Annotated in this window: 14 protein-coding genes; 6 read left to right on the top strand and 8 right to left on the bottom strand. The window is 36.0% G+C overall.

Features of this window, described 5'->3' with window-relative positions; all coding sequences use genetic code 11:
• Positions 1 to 4: 4 nt before the first annotated feature.
• From F598_RS0112255 to F598_RS0112240, 4 genes are all read right to left on the bottom strand, one after another.
• A complete protein-coding gene (locus tag F598_RS0112255) occupies positions 5 to 1,711 on the bottom strand; it encodes a M23 family metallopeptidase (RefSeq protein WP_019039358.1) in 1,707 nt (568 codons plus the stop codon).
• 22 nt (positions 1,712 to 1,733) lie between these two features.
• Complete coding sequence (locus tag F598_RS0112250) at positions 1,734 to 2,528, bottom strand: TrmH family RNA methyltransferase (protein ID WP_019039357.1); 795 nt, start codon at positions 2,526 to 2,528, stop codon at positions 1,734 to 1,736.
• Positions 2,529 to 2,594: 66 nt separating this feature from the next.
• Complete coding sequence (lpdA, locus tag F598_RS0112245; protein ID WP_019039356.1) at positions 2,595 to 3,986, bottom strand: dihydrolipoyl dehydrogenase; 1,392 nt, start codon at positions 3,984 to 3,986, stop codon at positions 2,595 to 2,597.
• Positions 3,987 to 4,067: 81 nt separating this feature from the next.
• A complete protein-coding gene (locus F598_RS0112240) occupies positions 4,068 to 4,733 on the bottom strand; it encodes a ZIP family metal transporter (protein WP_019039355.1) in 666 nt (221 codons plus the stop codon).
• Between the two features lie 94 nt (positions 4,734 to 4,827).
• On the opposite strand from F598_RS0112240, the gene F598_RS0112235 reads away from it, so the two are divergent.
• Entirely contained in the window at positions 4,828 to 5,982 is a 1,155-nt protein-coding gene (locus tag F598_RS0112235) for a THUMP domain-containing class I SAM-dependent RNA methyltransferase (RefSeq protein ID WP_019039354.1), read from the top strand.
• Between the two features lie 2 nt (positions 5,983 to 5,984).
• Here the strand turns inward: F598_RS0112235 and F598_RS0112230 are convergent, their stop codons facing one another.
• Genes F598_RS0112230 through rlmD form a run of 3 tightly spaced genes read right to left on the bottom strand, consistent with a single transcriptional unit; the run spans position 5,985 to position 8,600 of the window.
• Positions 5,985 to 6,725 (bottom strand): DUF6048 family protein, encoded by a 741-nt coding sequence (locus F598_RS0112230; RefSeq protein WP_019039353.1) that lies wholly within the window; start codon positions 6,723 to 6,725, stop codon positions 5,985 to 5,987.
• Complete coding sequence (locus F598_RS0112225) at positions 6,691 to 7,188, bottom strand: DUF6452 family protein (RefSeq protein WP_019039352.1); 498 nt, start codon at positions 7,186 to 7,188, stop codon at positions 6,691 to 6,693. The genes F598_RS0112230 and F598_RS0112225 overlap by 35 nt, the downstream gene beginning before the upstream one ends.
• Entirely contained in the window at positions 7,185 to 8,600 is a 1,416-nt protein-coding gene (rlmD, locus tag F598_RS0112220; protein WP_026302705.1) for a 23S rRNA (uracil(1939)-C(5))-methyltransferase RlmD, read from the bottom strand. Before rlmD ends, F598_RS0112225 begins: the two co-directional genes overlap by 4 nt.
• A 182-nt stretch (positions 8,601 to 8,782) precedes the next feature.
• Between rlmD and rocD the strand changes: the two genes are divergently transcribed.
• From rocD to F598_RS0112205, 3 genes are all read left to right on the top strand, one after another.
• On the top strand, positions 8,783 to 10,090 hold the full coding sequence (rocD, locus tag F598_RS0112215; RefSeq protein ID WP_019039350.1) for an ornithine--oxo-acid transaminase: 1,308 nt from the start codon (positions 8,783 to 8,785) through the stop codon (positions 10,088 to 10,090).
• Between the two features lie 587 nt (positions 10,091 to 10,677).
• Positions 10,678 to 12,195, top strand: a complete 1,518-nt coding sequence (locus F598_RS15375; RefSeq protein ID WP_019039349.1) for a hypothetical protein — start codon at positions 10,678 to 10,680, stop codon at positions 12,193 to 12,195.
• Between the two features lie 12 nt (positions 12,196 to 12,207).
• Complete coding sequence (locus F598_RS0112205; protein ID WP_019039348.1) at positions 12,208 to 12,864, top strand: DUF6705 family protein; 657 nt, start codon at positions 12,208 to 12,210, stop codon at positions 12,862 to 12,864.
• A 146-nt stretch (positions 12,865 to 13,010) separates the two neighbouring features.
• Here the strand turns inward: F598_RS0112205 and F598_RS0112200 are convergent, their stop codons facing one another.
• Positions 13,011 to 13,997 carry a transporter gene (locus tag F598_RS0112200; RefSeq protein ID WP_019039347.1) on the bottom strand — a complete coding sequence of 329 codons (987 nt, stop codon included), beginning with the start codon at positions 13,995 to 13,997 and terminating at the stop codon, positions 13,011 to 13,013.
• Between the two features lie 102 nt (positions 13,998 to 14,099).
• Here F598_RS0112200 and F598_RS0112195 point away from each other — a divergent pair, with 102 nt between their 5' ends.
• Positions 14,100 to 14,348, top strand: a complete 249-nt coding sequence (locus F598_RS0112195) for a DUF4834 family protein (protein ID WP_019039346.1) — start codon at positions 14,100 to 14,102, stop codon at positions 14,346 to 14,348.
• A gap of 31 nt (positions 14,349 to 14,379) precedes the next feature.
• A complete protein-coding gene (locus tag F598_RS0112190; RefSeq protein ID WP_026302703.1) occupies positions 14,380 to 16,827 on the top strand; it encodes a YfhO family protein in 2,448 nt (815 codons plus the stop codon).
• Position 16,828: the final 1 nt, after the last annotated feature.

Raw genomic sequence — 16,828 nt, 5'->3', positions numbered from 1 at the left:
TGGATTAGTTTTTTCTATAAAACTTTGCTTCAAATATAGCAGTATTTCCTACTTTATCCGTAACAACGACTTTTAAATCATTTTTAGTATCTCTAATTTTATCATCGTTGAAATCATGTGTAAGTGTATTTGTTTTATAATCGTATTCCATAAGAATAAACTCTCCATTTACAGTGGCTCTATAGCTTTCGATCCCTGAGTCTAAATCTTCAATTTCAAGTTTCATATACCTAAAATTGGACATCCACTGTTTATCCTTAAAATTCATAGGTTTGATGGATGGAGGAGTGTTGTCCTCAAATAATTTGTAGGTTCCAAATTGATTGGTTTTGGTGGTTAACCTGTCTTTTTTTCTGTAGGTAGACACGTAATAATGACTCCCCCAGGATGTCACCCTCCCCACATACAATTTGGATTGATCTTCGGGAGAAAACTCTTTTACATCAAACCCGATCGTCACAGATTTATGAAGTGGCGTGGTTTCTTCGTGTAAGTCGATTTTTAATCCTTCAAACTTAATATCAAGAAAAGTATCTTCATAGAGGGCCCCTTTGGGAATATAGAGATCTATTTTATCGCCTTCAAAACTACTTGCTGAATTAGCCTTTGCGAAATAGGCTGTTTCTGCTTTTTCTTCAATATTTAGATCATCTTTATATTCCGAAGTGATAGGAATAGAAATCAGTTGCGTATTTCCTTTAAAATCTGAAACTAAAATTTCGAAGTTTTTATCTTCATTATGTCTATTTATGGTTATGATGCCATTATTTAGAATATTAGAATATATGCTTAAGTCATTATTAGGCTGTACGAATAGTTTATGAATTTTTCTTCTGTTCTCCTTATAGTACCCAAAATCAATAAATCGATTAATATATCGAGTTTCATAAAACGAAAATTTATCAAATCTGCTTTCGAATACAGGTGAGCCATTTAATGAAGTTTTTGCAGAGTAGATCCCGTTTTTGTTATAGGTTAAATCCAAAACATCATAAGCATCTATCCCGAACCCAATATCTCCAAAGGCTTTAATAGACTCCGTTTTATAACTACCATCGTTACGTCGAATTAATTTTAACTGTGTACGTTCTGTGCTTCCATTGATGTGAGCTTCTTTACTAAGGGGGTAAGCATGTAAAGCAAAGATTTGAGGAGATTTAGAATCTTTTATTTCTTCAAACCCAAAAAGGAATGGATTCATAGGTCTAGAGTTGTAATCTCTAATTTCAAAATGAAGGTGAGGTCCTCCGCTTGAGCCAGAATTCCCACTATAACCTATAACTTCGCCCTGTTTTACCTTTAACTCTGAGGCGGTAGGGAATAATTCAATCTCATAGGATTCCTTTTCATACTGGGCCTTTTTTATGTATTCTTCAATTTGTGGTGAAAATCCACTTAAGTGGGCATAAACTGTTTGATAACCGTTGGGGTGGAAAACATATAACGCTTTACCATAGCCCCCGTGTTGAATTTTAATTCTACCTACATAACCTTTTGCAGAGGCCGAGACTGATAGGCCAGTCACTCCTTTTGTTTTTATATCTATACCAGCATGAAAATGATTGGATCTTAATTCTCCAAAGGTACCAGATAATAATAGAGGGATATCCAGAGGTTTTTCAAAATAGTCTTTAGGTAAAGCTTCCTGAGCATTAATTTTTTGGGATGTAAAGCCAGTCAGTAAAATCAGGAGGAAGAAAACTATGCGCATGTGGGACTAGTATTGAAAATTATCATTGTAAATTATAGCGTTGTCGCTTAGCTTCAAAAATAAGAATTGCTGCCGACACTGAAACATTGAGTGAGTCAACTTTTCCTTGCATAGGTATTTTTATAATTTTATCGGCGTGAGTTCTCCAATCTTCGGTTAAGCCTTCATGCTCTGTTCCCAACACTATAGCTGTGGCGTTTTTAAAATCTTCTTCGAGGTATGAGGTAGAATTTTGAAGAGCAGCAGCATAAATCTGAATGTTCATTTTCCTTAAGTAGTCTATGATTTCGGAGGTGGATCCTATAGCGACCTGATTTGTAAATACAGTTCCAACGCTGGATCGTATGATGTTTGGATTGTAAAGGTCTGTTTTTGGATCGGCAAGTATAAATGCATCGGCTTGTGCTGCATCACAGGTTCTTAGCAGAGCCCCAATATTTCCAGGTTTTTCTGGAGCTTCCGCAACGACAACTAATGGAGTAGACGTGTTAAACTTTAATTCATTCAAGTTTAGTTTTAGAGCCTCGGCTATTCCTACTATTCCGCCGGTAGTGGAGCGGTAGGCTAATTTTTCAAATACTTCCTTAGAAATCTCAATTATTTCGCAACCTATTTCTTCTAGTGAAATTTCGAAATCAAAAATTTTGAAACAGACCAGTACTTGTTTTATGCTATATCCAGATTTTAGAGCTAATTGTAGCTCCTGTGCCCCCTCAATTATAAACTCTTTTTCAGTCCTTCTAACTTTAGATTTTTTCTGGAGCTGAATAATATGTTTAATTAGCGAATTAGATGTACTTGTGATTTCCTTCCTCATATTTAAAATTAAAAAAAGCTTCTGAAATTAATTCCAGAAGCTTCAAATTTAAACTAATGTCTTTTATTATAAATGAATCACTTCATCGTAAGCATCTGCAGTAGCTTCCATTACAGCCTCACTCATGGTAGGGTGAGGGTGAACGGTCTTTAAGACTTCATGCCCCGTAGTTTCTAGTTTCCTTCCTAAAACGGCTTCTGCAATCATATCTGTTACTCCAGCACCAATCATGTGGCAACCTAGCCACTCTCCATATTTTGCATCAAAAATAACTTTCACAAAACCATCTTTAGCACCAGAAGCACTGGCTTTACCAGAAGCAGAAAAAGGAAATTTACCAACTTTGATGTCGTATCCAGCTTCTTTAGCTTGCTTTTCTGTCATTCCAACGCTAGCAATTTCTGGATTGGAATAGGTACAACCTGGAATATTACTATAATCTAAAGCTTCAACCTTTTCACCAGCAATCTTTTCAACACATAAAATACCTTCAGCAGAGGCGACGTGAGCGAGCGCTGGACCTGGTGTTACATCACCAATAGCATAGTATCCAGGAACGTTGGTTTGGTAATAATCGTTCACTGTGATTTTATCTTTATCGGTTTTAATACCAACTTCTTCTAAACCAATGTTTTCAATATGTGTTTTAATTCCTACTGCTGATAATACGATATCGGCTTCTAAGGTCTCTTCTCCTTTTTTAGTTTTTACTTTGGCCTTCACTTTCTTTCCTGAAGTATCAACACTTTCTACTGAAGAATTGGTCATTACCTTAATGCCTTTCTTTTTGTAAATTTTTTCAAATTGCTTTGAAACTTCTTCATCCTCTACCGGTACTATGTTGGGTTGGAATTCGACTAAAGTCACTTTGGTACCCATATCGTTGTAAAAGCTTGCAAATTCTGAGCCGATAGCTCCAGATCCTACAACTATCATGGATTCTGGCTGCTTATCTAAAGTCATCGCTTTTCTGTAACCAATGACTTTTTTTCCATCCTGTGGTAAATTAGGAAGTTCTCTAGAATGTGCTCCTGTAGCTATAATTACATGATCTGCTTCATAGTCAGTGGTCTTGCCCTTATCATCTTTTACAGAAATCTTTTTTCCTTTTTTTAAGGTTCCATGACCCATGATCACATCAATCTTGTTCTTTTTCATAAGGAACTGAACACCTTTACTCATTCCTTCTGCAATACTTCTACTACGTTTTACGACCTTAGTAAAGTCTTTGTCCGGATTTTTGACGCTCAAGCCATAATCTTCAGCGTGATTTAGGTATTCAAAAACCTGGGCACTTTTTAATAAAGCTTTTGTAGGGATACATCCCCAATTTAGGCAGACACCACCTAAGCTCTCTTTCTCTATAACGGCTGTTTTAAAACCCAATTGAGATGCTCTAATCGCTGCTACATAACCACCTGGTCCACTACCTAAAACTATAATATCGTATTTGCTCATAACATTTTGTTTGCTAAGATTTTTAAAACCGCTAAATTAAGAATATTCAACAAATTCTGCACTTAAAAGTTGAAGTCTTATTTAAAGAACCAGCGCCAGAAGAATTCCCAGAAGTATAACCCCAAATTTGTAAATATTGAATTTGTGATCTTTGGAGGATTCAAAAAGTATTGTCGTGGAGACATGAAGAAAAATACCAATTACAATAGCATCAAGATAAATTACAATGGGGTCTAAAACTTTTGTATTGGACTGAATATAACTACCTAAAGGGGTCATCAAGCCAAATATGATCAGAAACACAATAATTTTAGTCTTTGATAATCTAGTATTGAAAAGAAAAGAGGCAATGATGATTGCTATTGGAACTTTATGAACAATCACCGCGTACAACAGGTGATGGTTGCTGTCTATAGGAATACCTTCGAGAAAAGCATGTATACAAAGACTCATGAAAAGTACATAGGGGAAATTGGTGTCTTTCTTGGAAAGATGAAAATGACCATGCTCTGCACCTCCAGACAAATATTCTAAAATAATTTGAAGTAAAATACCGCCTAAAATGAATATTCCTATTGAGGCTGTTCCTGTGTTGTAAATCGCAGGAAGGAATTCCAAAACAGTCACAGATAATAAAAAAGAGCCGCTGAATGCTAAAAGCAGATTGATCGTGACAGATTTCTTATATACAAAATAAGAGATGCCAAACCCGATAAGAACTGCCAGGACTGGTAAAAGTATATTCATACGTGGAATTTATTCAATTCTTATGATTTAAAGCCTGCTTGTAAAAATTAGGGTGCAAAATTAGTGTATTTTTGCCCTCCAAAATATCTTCTTCATGGAAAATAATTTCAAAATGATAGCAAAGTGTCTTTATGAATTTGAAGATGAACTTGCTAAGGAACTGAGACAGCTTGGTGCAATGGATATCCAAAAAGGGGTAAGACATGTTTCTTTTGTAGGAGATCTTGGCTTTATGTATAAAGCCAACCTAAGCTTGAGAACTGCTATTAGTATTTTGAAACCCCTATTTAGTTTTAAGATTTATAATGAAGATGATTTTTACAAAAAAATAAATGCATTTGCTTGGGAAAACCTTATCGATAAAAATGGAACTTTTGCAGTAGAGTCGACTGTTAATTCTGAAATTTTCACTCATTCCAGATACGTCGTTTTTAGAACCAAAGATGCTATTGTAGATCGGTTTCGAGATAAATTTGAATTTAGACCAAGCATAGATACGGAGCGTCCAGATGTTCAGGTGAGTGTTCATATCGACCGTGAAAATTGTGAAATAAGTCTTAACACTTCTGGAGATCCTCTTTTTAAACGCGGATACAAAACAGCAACTAATATTGCACCAATCAATGAGGTACTTGCAGCCGGTTTACTTTTGAAATCGGGCTGGGCTGGACAATGCGATTTTTTAGATCCCATGTGTGGAAGTGGAACATTGCTAATTGAAGCAGCTATGATAGCTTGTAATATCCCGCCAAACATTAACCGAGATCATTTTGCATTTCAAAAATGGGAAGATTTTGATGAAAATCTTTTTGAGATCATTAAAGATTCGACTTTAAAAAAGGTAAAATCCTTCAGCTTCAATATTTTAGGTTATGATAAAGCACCTTCTGCAGTAGAAAAATCTATTCAAAACATTGAAAACGCAAACTTATCTGACTTTATCGAAGTAAGGCGACAGGATTTTTTTGAAAGTCATAAGACCTCAGAGCGTCATTTGCATATGGTGTTCAATCCGCCATATGGAGTAAGACTTGATGTAGATGTCCCTAAATTTTATTCCAAAATAGGTGACACTTTGAAGCAGAATTACCCTGGAAGTTCGGCCTGGTTTATCGTAGCAGATCTTGAAGCCATTAAGCACGTTGGTTTAAGGCCCTCCCGAAAAATAAAGCTTTATAATGCTAAGCTCGAGTCCAGACTTTTAAACTATCAAATTTATGAAGGTTCCAAAAAAGCATCTAAACAATAAGTTTAGTTGTCAATAGCTTGTCGTTTTGTTTTGCTGTAAACCGGTATTAAGTAACTGATGCTATAACCCCAGCCAGCTCCAATACTTGAATTATCATAAGTTCTACGAAATCCAGGCACGTATAAATTATCAAAATTTGGGATATCTGTACTGGACACCAGGTTTTTAAGCTGAACATGAGCGCCCATGTAAAAGTTGCCAAAGATATTTACGCGAATTCCTGCCTGTAATTCTAACCAGCTAGCAGTCAAGTTTCCAAAAGTTTGGTCTACTGTTCTAACATCAGGTTCAAAGAAATCATCTCTAGTGTAGATGGTGTAATTTTGGAGGTTTTGAGAATAGGTGGCAAATCCATAGCGAAACCCTACATAAATCAAGTTGGTCATCCCAATCCAATTGTCGTAAATGTTGTAATTGACTCCGAGCTTAATATAACTTCCATCGGTTTCGTTTACCAAATTTTCTTCATTGTAGGTAGACACTTCATTTCCTAATTCACCGGCGATGTATAGGTTTTCTGAATATCGATAATCAGCTGCTATTTCAATGCCCTGGTAGTCGTCACCCCAAAAGCTTTGACCAATCCTGCTTAGGTCCAAACTTACTGTAAGTCCATATTTATCTTTGTAGAAAATAGAATCTGTGACTTGTTCATATTCAGTATTATCACCTTCTTGCCCAAAACAAGAATAAGAAGATACTACTAAACTAATAAGTAATAGACAGGTGTGTTTCAGATTCATTTCTGATAATGTTTTCGTTTACTTCAAGATCTCTTATCCAGGATAGTGGATTGTCATTGTTCTGCTGTCTTGCTCTAAAATCAATAAAATTCACCTTAAAACCACAGGCTCTGTTCACGTATAATTCTTCTGTAGCATAACTAAAGGTTAAGGTATCTATACGTCCTCCTGATTCATCATTAGAATTGATGTTGAAAATATATTTGGTTTCAATCTCATTGGTTTTGAGTGGTATGCTAATGTTGGATGTTCTTGGAAACCTTAGAGTATCCTGACGCTCAAAGTCAATGACCGCAAGGTCATTAACATTTCTGTTCTGTCCTGGATTATCGGCGCTAAAAAATTCAATGACCAACTGTGGAGTAGTAGGAGTGGCTTCAGCACAGATATCATCTCGTTCACAGGAAATTAAAAGTGAAATCAAAAAAGCGATACTCAAAATGTTAACCCCTGTTTTTTTCATGAACGTAAGCTTAAAGACACCACATTTTCAACGTGATGGGTTTGTGGAAACATATCTACAGCCTGACTTATCTCTATTTTATATAAATGATCCATCAATTCAAGGTCTCTGGCTTGCGTAGCCGAGTTGCAGCTTACATAAACAATACGCTTTGGTTTCACACTTAGTATCTGCTCAACCACTTCCTTATGCATGCCTTCTCTTGGAGGATCTGTGATAATGACATCAGGTTGACCGTGTTCTGCAATAAACTCTGTTGTGAAAATCTTTTTCATATCTCCTGCAAAAAAAGAGGTATTTTCTATGCAATTCAATCTCGCATTTGCTTTGGCATCTTTAATAGCTTCCGGAACCGCTTCAATACCTACCACATGCTTAGCTTTTTTAGCTACAAACTGAGCTATAGTTCCAGTACCAGTGTATAAATCGTAGACGAGCTCCTCGCCAGATAAATTAGCAAAACTTCTGGCAATCTTATACAGTTCATAAGCCTGATCGGAATTAGTCTGGTAGAAAGATTTGGCGTTAATCTTAAATTTTAAACCCTCCATTTCCTCAAAAATAAAGTCCTGACCAAAATACTTAATCACCTCCTGATCGTAAATCGTATCGTTTCCTTTTTCATTGATGACGTACTGTAAAGAAGTCACTTCAGGAAACTCTTCGATGATAAAATCCAATAATAATTCACGTTTAGCTTTATCTTCCTGATAAAACTGAATCAAAATCATATATTCTCCAGTAGAGCTTGTTCTAATCATTAAGGTCCTTAATAGACCAATCTGCTCTCTTGGATTAAAAAATTCGATATTATTTTTGGTAGCAAAGTCTCTTATTTTGTTTCTGATGGCGTTGCTAGGATCCTCCTGAAGATGACATTTGTTGAGGTTTAAAATTTTATCCCACATCCCTGGAATGTGAAATCCAAGGGCATTTTTATCTTGAATGTCCTTTCCGCTGGAGATTTCACTTTCAGTGAGCCAGCGACTGTTGCTAAAAGAAAACTCCATTTTATTTCTGTAGAAATAGGTTTTTTCGCTTCCAAGGATGGGTTTGGTGCTTTCAATTTCAACTTTTCCTATACGTTTGAGATTTTCTAAAACTTCCTTTTCCTTATAGAACAGCTGGTGATTATAAGCCATATTTTGCCACTTACAGCCACCACAAACTCCGAAATGATCACAAACAGGCTCTGTGCGTTTAGGCGAAAGTTCGATAAATTGAGTCGGCTTGGCTTGATAGTAGGACTTACGCTTTTTATAGGTGCTTACATCTACTACATCTCCCGGAACTACGTTATCTATAATTAGAACTCGTCCATCGCTTGCTCTTCCTATGCCTTTTCCTTTGCTTCCTGCATCTAAAATTTCGACCTTTTCAAAGGTTTTTTTTGAATTTTTTCGTCTTGCCATGGGGCAAAAATAAAGCAATGTTTGGATAAGCTGATTTTTTATCCAGAAGTTTTTCATCACTTAGCTTAATTTGATAAGAATAACTTATTTAAACTCAAACTAAATTGCCCTAAGGCTTCGTTAATAATTTTTAATGGTCTTTCAAATCCTTATTTTTGTAAAAATTGATTAAAATCATAGATATGTCAGTAGATACAATAGATAAATTGAAAGTAGAAGATGTAAAATCCTCTCAGGAAGCTATCGCTCTTGAGGACAAGTACGGGGCTCATAATTACCACCCCTTACCAGCTGTTCTTAAGAAAGGTGAAGGTGTTCATGTATGGGATGTAGAAGGAAAGAAATACTATGATTTTCTATCGGCTTACTCTGCTGTAAATCAAGGGCATTGTCATCCAAGAATTGTGGAGGCTATGCATAAGCAGTCGCAAACCATCTCACTAACATCTCGTGCATTTCATAACAATGTACTAGGCGTTTATGAAAAATATGCCACAGACTATTTTAAATTCGATAAGCTCCTCCCTATGAATAGTGGAGCAGAAGCCGTTGAAACAGCGATTAAAATCTGTAGAAAATGGGCTTATGAAGAAAAAGGCATTCCAGAGACTGAAGCTCAAATCATTGTGTTTGAAAATAATTTCCACGGTAGAACAACGACCATCATTTCGTTTAGTAATGATGAAGGGGCGAGAAAAAACTTTGGACCTTACACGCCAGGGTTTATTAAAGTACCTTATGATGATGCAGAAGCTTTAGAAAAGGTACTTAAGGAGCATAAAAATATCGCAGGAGCATTAATTGAGCCTATCCAGGGTGAAGCTGGTGTTTATACTCCAGCAGACGATTTCATTCCTAAAGTAAAAGCTTTATGTAATGAACACAATGTCTTATTTATGGCCGATGAAATCCAGACTGGTATAGCAAGAACAGGTGCTTTACTTGCCATTTGTGGTAAATGTGATTGTCAGGGACATTGTGAGCGTCAGGAAGCTACTTATGCACGCCCAGATGTTTTAATCCTCGGTAAAGCCTTATCTGGTGGCGCTTATCCGGTTTCCGCTGTGCTTGCTGATGATAGAGTGATGAATGTCATCCAGCCAGGACAACATGGATCCACTTTTGGTGGTAATCCAGTTGCTGCAGCAGTAGCGATGGAAGCTCTGGAAGTGGTAAAAGATGAGAAATTAGCTCAAAATGCAAGACGCTTAGGTGACCTTTTTAGAGCTGAGATGAATAAGTTCATCGAAAACCATAATATCGTAAAATTAGTAAGGGGTAGGGGCCTGCTTAATGCTATTGTCATTAACGATTCTGAAGATAGCTCAACTGCATGGGACATTTGCGTAGCTTTGAAAGAAAATGGCCTTCTGGCGAAACCTACACATGGGAATATTATCCGTTTTGCACCACCACTAGTGATCACAGAAAATCAACTAATGGATTGCGTAGATATCATCACCTCAACTTTAAAGAAGTTTGATAAGTGATAGATATTAGAAACCAAGTAAAAAAGCCTCAATCTACAAGATTGAGGCTTTTTTACTTTAAGACTCTTAAATATATATTCAGAATTTGACACTACAAGTTTGAAACTTATTGGATATTTAGCTTAAGATATACTATATGCCAATCAATTTCAACTCTATTGAGTTATCCTGAAGCTAATAAGGGTTTTAGACTATTGAAATTATCTATACCTGAAATTTTAACATGAAAGAACAAAAAACCGCACCAAAAGTACGGTCGAAGCGTATTTGTTTTAAATCTTAAAGTTTTATCATTTAATTGTTAATGTTTTATAAAATGTTTTACATTAACTATACATTTAAATCGTCTCATAGCAAACTAGCTGGTATTTATGGATTTACTTAGTAATTATTTCATTGAAATAGATCGAAATAATTAAACAAAAATCCATAAAAATGAGAAACATAAAGAAAACTATACTGTTATTGGTTTCAATTATTTTTCTTGCAACTAGTTGTGAAAAAGATGAAACCCATAAAAAAGCATCAATGAAAGTTCTAACAAGCAAAGTTTAAGCACCGTAACTAGTAAGGATATACCTGAAGTAATGAATTTTCTAAAGCAAGATGGCAAGACTAAATTGATTTTCCAGCTTCAACGTGGAAAATCAAATGATAGTAAATCTGGAAATGATGATATTGTCTTAACTACAGCAGAACTAAATTACATCAAGAAATTGACCAATTCACAAGGTATCTCTAACTATACGTTTGAGTTAACCTTTGATAATCATCAAAATTTGGACGGCTACACCAGTTACTTCAATTTGGTGGTCAAAGAACTTAGTACAGGAGATTATTATTCTTATATACAGGAATTTAGGGTGAAAAACACTTGGCTTCTGTCCAATAACCTTCATACAAACATAGATCAATTCAGTGGCCATATCGTATTTTATAATACTGTAGGGGAATTTTTGATGGATATAGAAATGGATAATGGGAATATTATTAATTATGAAGAAGCCGGGAAATGTGATAGTGGAGAAGGACAGGGTTCTGGAGGTGGAGGTGGCGGAGGATCAACTGGTGATGGACTAGGCTCTGGACCAGGACCAGGACCTGGAAATGGTTCTGGAGGTGGAGTTGGAAGCGGAGGAACTGGCGGTTCAAACATTTCAGTTATACCGATACCATGTAATTGTGAACCTAATCATTTACCAGGCCAATCTTGTAGTTGTCCTGCTGGGGGGCCAAGATTTGAAATTCATATTAAATCCTATTTTCCAGATGGTAAAACAAAAGAAATTTTAAAAAACGGTTGTGTAGAAGCTCCAGAAGAATGTTTTAATGAAGTTGGTGACCCATGTGAATGTGATAGTAATGGCGATTGTATTGAGGAAAACAACGAAGTCCCCATTATTATTATTCCTCAAACACCATGTCAAAAACTTAATTTTATTTCACAAACTGAAGATTTTCAGGAGAAAATTAATGAGCTTAACACTTTATCGAATGCCTCACCATCTGAACCGCGCTATGAAAAAGGCTTTATCATGGAAGGCATGTTAGCCAACACAGAATATACCCCTGTAGAAGGTACAGAAGATGATCCGGCATTACAGGATTTTGACTTAGCTGCGGGTTCTACGATTTCTGGCTTTATGCATAATCATTTTTTTATAGATGAGATGATTGAAGAAGAAAGAGTACAATCAATAAGTATTTTTTCAGATGAAGATGTGTTTAGTTTGTATAAGATAGCCAAAGGTGGACATATAGAAACTACAAATGGCTTTACTTTTGCTATGGTGTACCAAGGGGATATGTACCATCTGCAAATTGGAGATTTGCAGGACTTTATTGATTTTGGAGATGAGTGGTTAGCAAATCCCAATGGTTCAAAATCAAAATTTCTATATGATCTCATGAATGAACCCTCTCAAGGAAACATCCAACATGAAGCCAGTAATGACCAGAATAGAGATAATTTTGCCAGGATGCTAAAGCTGATCTCATCTTTTAGTCCTAGCTTAAGTTTGTATCATTCCAGTGTGGATAATCCCGACTGGAAAAAAGTCGTAGTCGATCAAAACAATAATGTCTCATTAGAAGACTGTAATTAAAAACTAAACATCATGAAAACACTAATTAGCATACTTATATTATTTATAAGTTCAATACATTTAGCTCAAGAAATAATACCGCTCGAAGATTTTGGTAGCTATAGAGATAAAGAGGGGAAGTATTTTAAGGACCCCTCAGGCCCCTTAGGGATTTTGGATGCTTATACGGGAGTTTGGCGCTGGACAGAAGGGAACCGTGAACTTATCTTTTACCTTTATAAACAGGAAGCGGCTACATTACAATCTTCAACTCAATATCTAAGTGACGTGATTGTAGGATACTATATTTATAAAGAAAATGGAGAAGAACTCATCAATACCAGACAGGATCTCATAGACAAATACGACTTATACGATGGTAAAATGATGTTGTCCAGAGGTGGAATTGGTATGGCGCCAAGAACCAGAGGTTATGATGCCAATACTGCTCCTCCGTTTTATTTTAGAGACCATTCTGTATTAGTCTGTTATATAAATGACATTTATGTGCCTATGCAAGGAACCCCAGGTTCATGGCGTTTTATAAATCCTACTACTGCTAAAGTTGGCTTACCTCGTAAATCAGGTGGATTTTTTTGTGGGCCAGAAGTTGTAGTTCATCCCAACTTCCCTTCCAGCAAAGGAATAACAATACACAAAATTGCAGATGAGGCGCCTCCTTTGGATTAGAAATGTTAAAAAATGTAAAAACTGTCTTGAGTAGATATCATCACCTCAACTTTAAAGAGGTTTGAAAAGTAGAAGACATTAGAAACCAAGTAAAAAAGCCTCAATCATTAGATTGAGGCTTTTTTGATAGTCATATTTTCAAATTGTTACTCCTTTGGTTGATCTACCTGATACTGCCTACGCATTCGTCTTCTTTCTTTTTCACGACGTTCTTTTTCTTCTAGGTAAAGCGATTCTTCTTCATCGTCCTCAAACAAATATTGATCGCTATTGTGCATGTCCAAACGGTAGGATACACCAATGCCTGCTCTCCAGCGTTCTGGAGAGTCCTTAAAGTTAATCAGGCCTGAAACGTCTACTTGTAAGTCTTCTGTGACCAGAAAGGCCACCCCACCTCTCACGACTTCATCACTATATAGATCACTAATATAGGTCTGAAATTCTGCGAAAATTCCAGTGCGAGCGTAAATGGAGTGTGTTAAGGTGAAAATTCCAGCATAGGTAGGGAAGTCAGTGGTAGGTTTGTCTACAATGAAATTCGAAACTAAAACCCACTTACCTCCTGCAAAATTATTTTGAGTAATTAACGCAGCTTTTGGAGAAACATTAGGTTCTCCAGGGAATTTAAATGGATTTTCTCCAAAGAGTAAGTTTACTCCAGCATAGACAGACACAGCTGGTATAAGGTCCTTCCATTGAGGGCGGTTATTCTTTTTCCAACTATACAGATTAGGCCCGTCTAGTTCTCGTTGAATATAAGGGTCGTAAAGTAAATATTTTGCCCCTAAAGTATTTTGCTGAAAATTACTATAGGGATTGTTAGTGACTGTAGCTCCTCTAATGATTGTTTCTTCTGCTCTAGCAAAGTCTCCATCTAGTATGATTTCCAGTTGCTCCATAAAAAGACCGTACCGTAATTGATATTGAAAATCAACCTGAGTTACGTCTGGAATTAACGGAGAGGAATGATTGCTCTCTCCATAGGCAATTCCACCTTCAAACTGAAGCACATTGGTCCCTACACTAAAGGCTCCAAAAGATTCTCCAGGTCGGTTTGAATTAATCATGTCTGTATACTGAGCTTGGACGCCTAAGGATGCTAGTAATAACAGGCCAGAAAATATTGATTTCATAAATAGGAATTATAGGTCAAAGATAAATTAAAATCCGATTTTTTATAAGTCAAAGGTAAATTGCTGTAAAGTATTGGTAGTTTTGTAATTCAAATTTTTATTATGGTATTTCTTAAAACCTTATTAATACTGCTTTTGGTGTACTTTGGGATAAAACTCCTAGCCAAGTACTTTGGCCCCATGCTTATGAAATATTTTTTAAAGAAGGTACAGCGTAAAATGCAGAATCAATTCAATTCTGGGCAACAAGCACCAAAATCTGATGCCCAAACCTCTAGAAATAAATTGAAAGCTAAATCCAACAAGAAAAGTAAAGTAGGAGAATATGTAGATTATGAAGAAATTGAATAATTTCCCCATCTTTATATCACAAATTTAATCCATGAATTCGATGTTAAAACACGCTTGGAAACACCTTCTGGTTCTTCTTCTTTTTATAGTGGCTTCATTGGCCTTCTTTTATCCGGTTCTAAAAGGAAAGACCATTTACCAAAGTGATATTGTACAGTACACTGGAATGGCTAAAGCTCAAAATGACTTTAGAGCAGAACAGGACTCGGAGCCTTATTGGACCAATTCAGCTTTTGGAGGTATGCCTACTTACCAGTTGGGCGCCAATTATCCTTATAATTTTATCAAAGAAATAGATCGTCAGTTAAGGTTTCTACCCAGACCTGCTGATTATTTGTTTCTTTATTTCATTGGGATGTATATCTTGTTTTTATGCTTTAAGGTCAATTATAAGTTAGCTTTTCTAGGAGCGCTGGCTTTTGGATTTTCTACCTATCTCATTATCATTCTTGGTGTTGGGCATAATGCCAAAGCCCATGCCATCGCTTATTTTCCTCTTGTGATTGGGGGTATGGTACTGGTTTACAGGCAAAACCTGTTTTGGGGGAATTTGTTATTTTGTGTGGGACTTGCCTTTGAGCTGATGGCCAACCACTTCCAGATGACCTATTATTTGATGTTGTTGTTGTGTTTGGTTATGGTAATTGTGAATGCTGTACATGCTTACCAAAAAGATACTTTTAAGCCTTTTGTTAAGGCATCTTTGAGTTTTATTCCTGCCATTATTTTAGCGGTATTACTCAACATTACCAATCTTTTGGCGACTCAGGAATATGCAGATTATAGTACAAGAGGGGATACTGGTCTTACTATCGAACCTAATGGGAGTGAAAAGGTAAAATCTGGCTTGGATTATGATTATATTACTAAATACAGCTACGGTATTTTGGAAACCTTCAATTTATTTATTCCACGGTTTATGGGAGGTTCTAGTAATGAATCTCCAGGGAGAGATTCTGAAGTTTATAAGGAGTTTAATAAACTTGTAGCTTCACCAGTACAAGCTTTAAAATTTACTGAAAGGTTACCGGCTTATTGGGGTAAACAGCCTATAGTTGCTGCTCCTGCTTATATTGGAGCTAGTGTGATTTTCCTTTTTGTATTGGCTTTATTTTTGACCAAAAACAGAATCAAATGGTGGTTGGTTGCAGGTTCTATTCTGGCTCTATTACTTTCCTGGGGTGATAATTTTTCTTTCTTCACTAAATTATTCCTAGATTATATTCCTTTCTATGATAAATTCAGAGCAGTTACTTCTATCCAAGTGATTGTTGAATTTTGTTTACCAGTATTAGGGATTCTTGGACTTTCAAAATTACTAAGCGATAAAATTTCGAATCAAGATAAATGGAACGCCCTTAAAATATCGACAATTATTCTTGCAGTATTAAGTGTTTTCTTTTTGCTTTTTAAGTCAGTTATTTTCGATTTTAGTAAAGACACTGATATAATGTACCTTAAACAGTTTGGTGATGAATTTGTAAATCAATATGGTGATATATTTTTAAGAGCACTCAAAGAAGACAGAAAGGCCATGTTTACTGCAGATACGATTCGATCCTTGGTTTTTGTCTTATTGATTGCTGGAGCTATCTACTTATACCTTAGAGAAAAACTGAAAAAAACCGTTTTTATAGGGCTTATTGGGATCTTTGTTTTAGTTGATTTAATTGGAGTCAATAATAGATATGTCAACGAAGAAGACTTTGTTGCTGCCTCTGTCATGGAAAAACCCTTTCAAGTCAATCAGGCAGATCTCGAAATTCAGAAGGATACCTCGCATTATAGAGTTTATGATTTGACTTCCAATCCTTTAAATTCTGCAAGGGCATCCTATTTTCATAAGTCTATTGGGGGTTACCATGCTGCGAAACCAGGGAGAATGCAAGAGTTATTTGACTTTTACATCTATGATGGTAAACAGAGTATTCTAAACATGCTTAATGTCAAGTATTTTATTTTTAGTGATGAAGGTAAACCGGTTGTTCAGCAAAACCGGGATCACTTAGGAAATGCCTGGTTCGTAAATGAAGTGGTTACAGTTGAGAATGCTAACGAAGCTATTTTAGCTTTAGATAGTATCAACCCTAGTACCACAGCAATTGTGGAGCAAAATCAATTTGATATTCCAGAACAAACTTATGATGTTCAATACTCAGATGAGATTAAGCTTACTTCTTACAAAGAAAACGAATTGATTTACGATTACGAGTCAGAGGGCGAGCGATTAGTCTTATTTTCAGAACTTTATTACCCGCAAGGCTGGAAAGTCTCTATTGATGGGGAGGAAACAGAGCATTTTAGAGCCAATTACGTCCTAAGAGCATTACAAGTTCCAGCTGGAAAACATCAAATTACTTTTTCATTTGAACCTGAAGTAGTTCAAATGGGTAGTAAAATTACCCTGGCAAGTTTTATAGTTTTAGTTTTAATTATCCTTGGTGGTCTTGGATATCATTATAAGCGTAAGCAACTCTAAA

The organism is Psychroflexus tropicus DSM 15496 (assembly GCF_000378765.1).
GTDB classification, from domain to species: domain Bacteria; phylum Bacteroidota; class Bacteroidia; order Flavobacteriales; family Flavobacteriaceae; genus Psychroflexus; species Psychroflexus tropicus.
This window is presented reverse-complemented; position numbering and strand designations above follow the sequence as displayed.

What these genes read in the sequence shown, in the direction of transcription:
- F598_RS0112255 (WP_019039358.1), bottom strand. Translation starts at nt 1,711, where the DNA reads ATGCGCATAGTTTTCTTCCTCCTGATTTTACTGACTGGCTTTACATCC.
- F598_RS0112250 (WP_019039357.1), bottom strand. Translation starts at nt 2,528, where the DNA reads ATGAGGAAGGAAATCACAAGTACATCTAATTCGCTAATTAAACATATT.
- lpdA (WP_019039356.1), bottom strand. Translation starts at nt 3,986, where the DNA reads ATGAGCAAATACGATATTATAGTTTTAGGTAGTGGACCAGGTGGTTAT.
- F598_RS0112240 (WP_019039355.1), bottom strand. Translation starts at nt 4,733, where the DNA reads ATGAATATACTTTTACCAGTCCTGGCAGTTCTTATCGGGTTTGGCATC.
- F598_RS0112235 (WP_019039354.1), top strand. Translation starts at nt 4,828, where the DNA reads ATGGAAAATAATTTCAAAATGATAGCAAAGTGTCTTTATGAATTTGAA.
- F598_RS0112230 (WP_019039353.1), bottom strand. Translation starts at nt 6,725, where the DNA reads ATGAATCTGAAACACACCTGTCTATTACTTATTAGTTTAGTAGTATCT.
- F598_RS0112225 (WP_019039352.1), bottom strand. Translation starts at nt 7,188, where the DNA reads ATGAAAAAAACAGGGGTTAACATTTTGAGTATCGCTTTTTTGATTTCA.
- rlmD (WP_026302705.1), bottom strand. Translation starts at nt 8,600, where the DNA reads ATGGCAAGACGAAAAAATTCAAAAAAAACCTTTGAAAAGGTCGAAATT.
- rocD (WP_019039350.1), top strand. Translation starts at nt 8,783, where the DNA reads ATGTCAGTAGATACAATAGATAAATTGAAAGTAGAAGATGTAAAATCC.
- F598_RS15375 (WP_019039349.1), top strand. Translation starts at nt 10,678, where the DNA reads ATGAATTTTCTAAAGCAAGATGGCAAGACTAAATTGATTTTCCAGCTT.
- F598_RS0112205 (WP_019039348.1), top strand. Translation starts at nt 12,208, where the DNA reads ATGAAAACACTAATTAGCATACTTATATTATTTATAAGTTCAATACAT.
- F598_RS0112200 (WP_019039347.1), bottom strand. Translation starts at nt 13,997, where the DNA reads ATGAAATCAATATTTTCTGGCCTGTTATTACTAGCATCCTTAGGCGTC.
- F598_RS0112195 (WP_019039346.1), top strand. Translation starts at nt 14,100, where the DNA reads ATGGTATTTCTTAAAACCTTATTAATACTGCTTTTGGTGTACTTTGGG.
- F598_RS0112190 (WP_026302703.1), top strand. Translation starts at nt 14,380, where the DNA reads ATGAATTCGATGTTAAAACACGCTTGGAAACACCTTCTGGTTCTTCTT.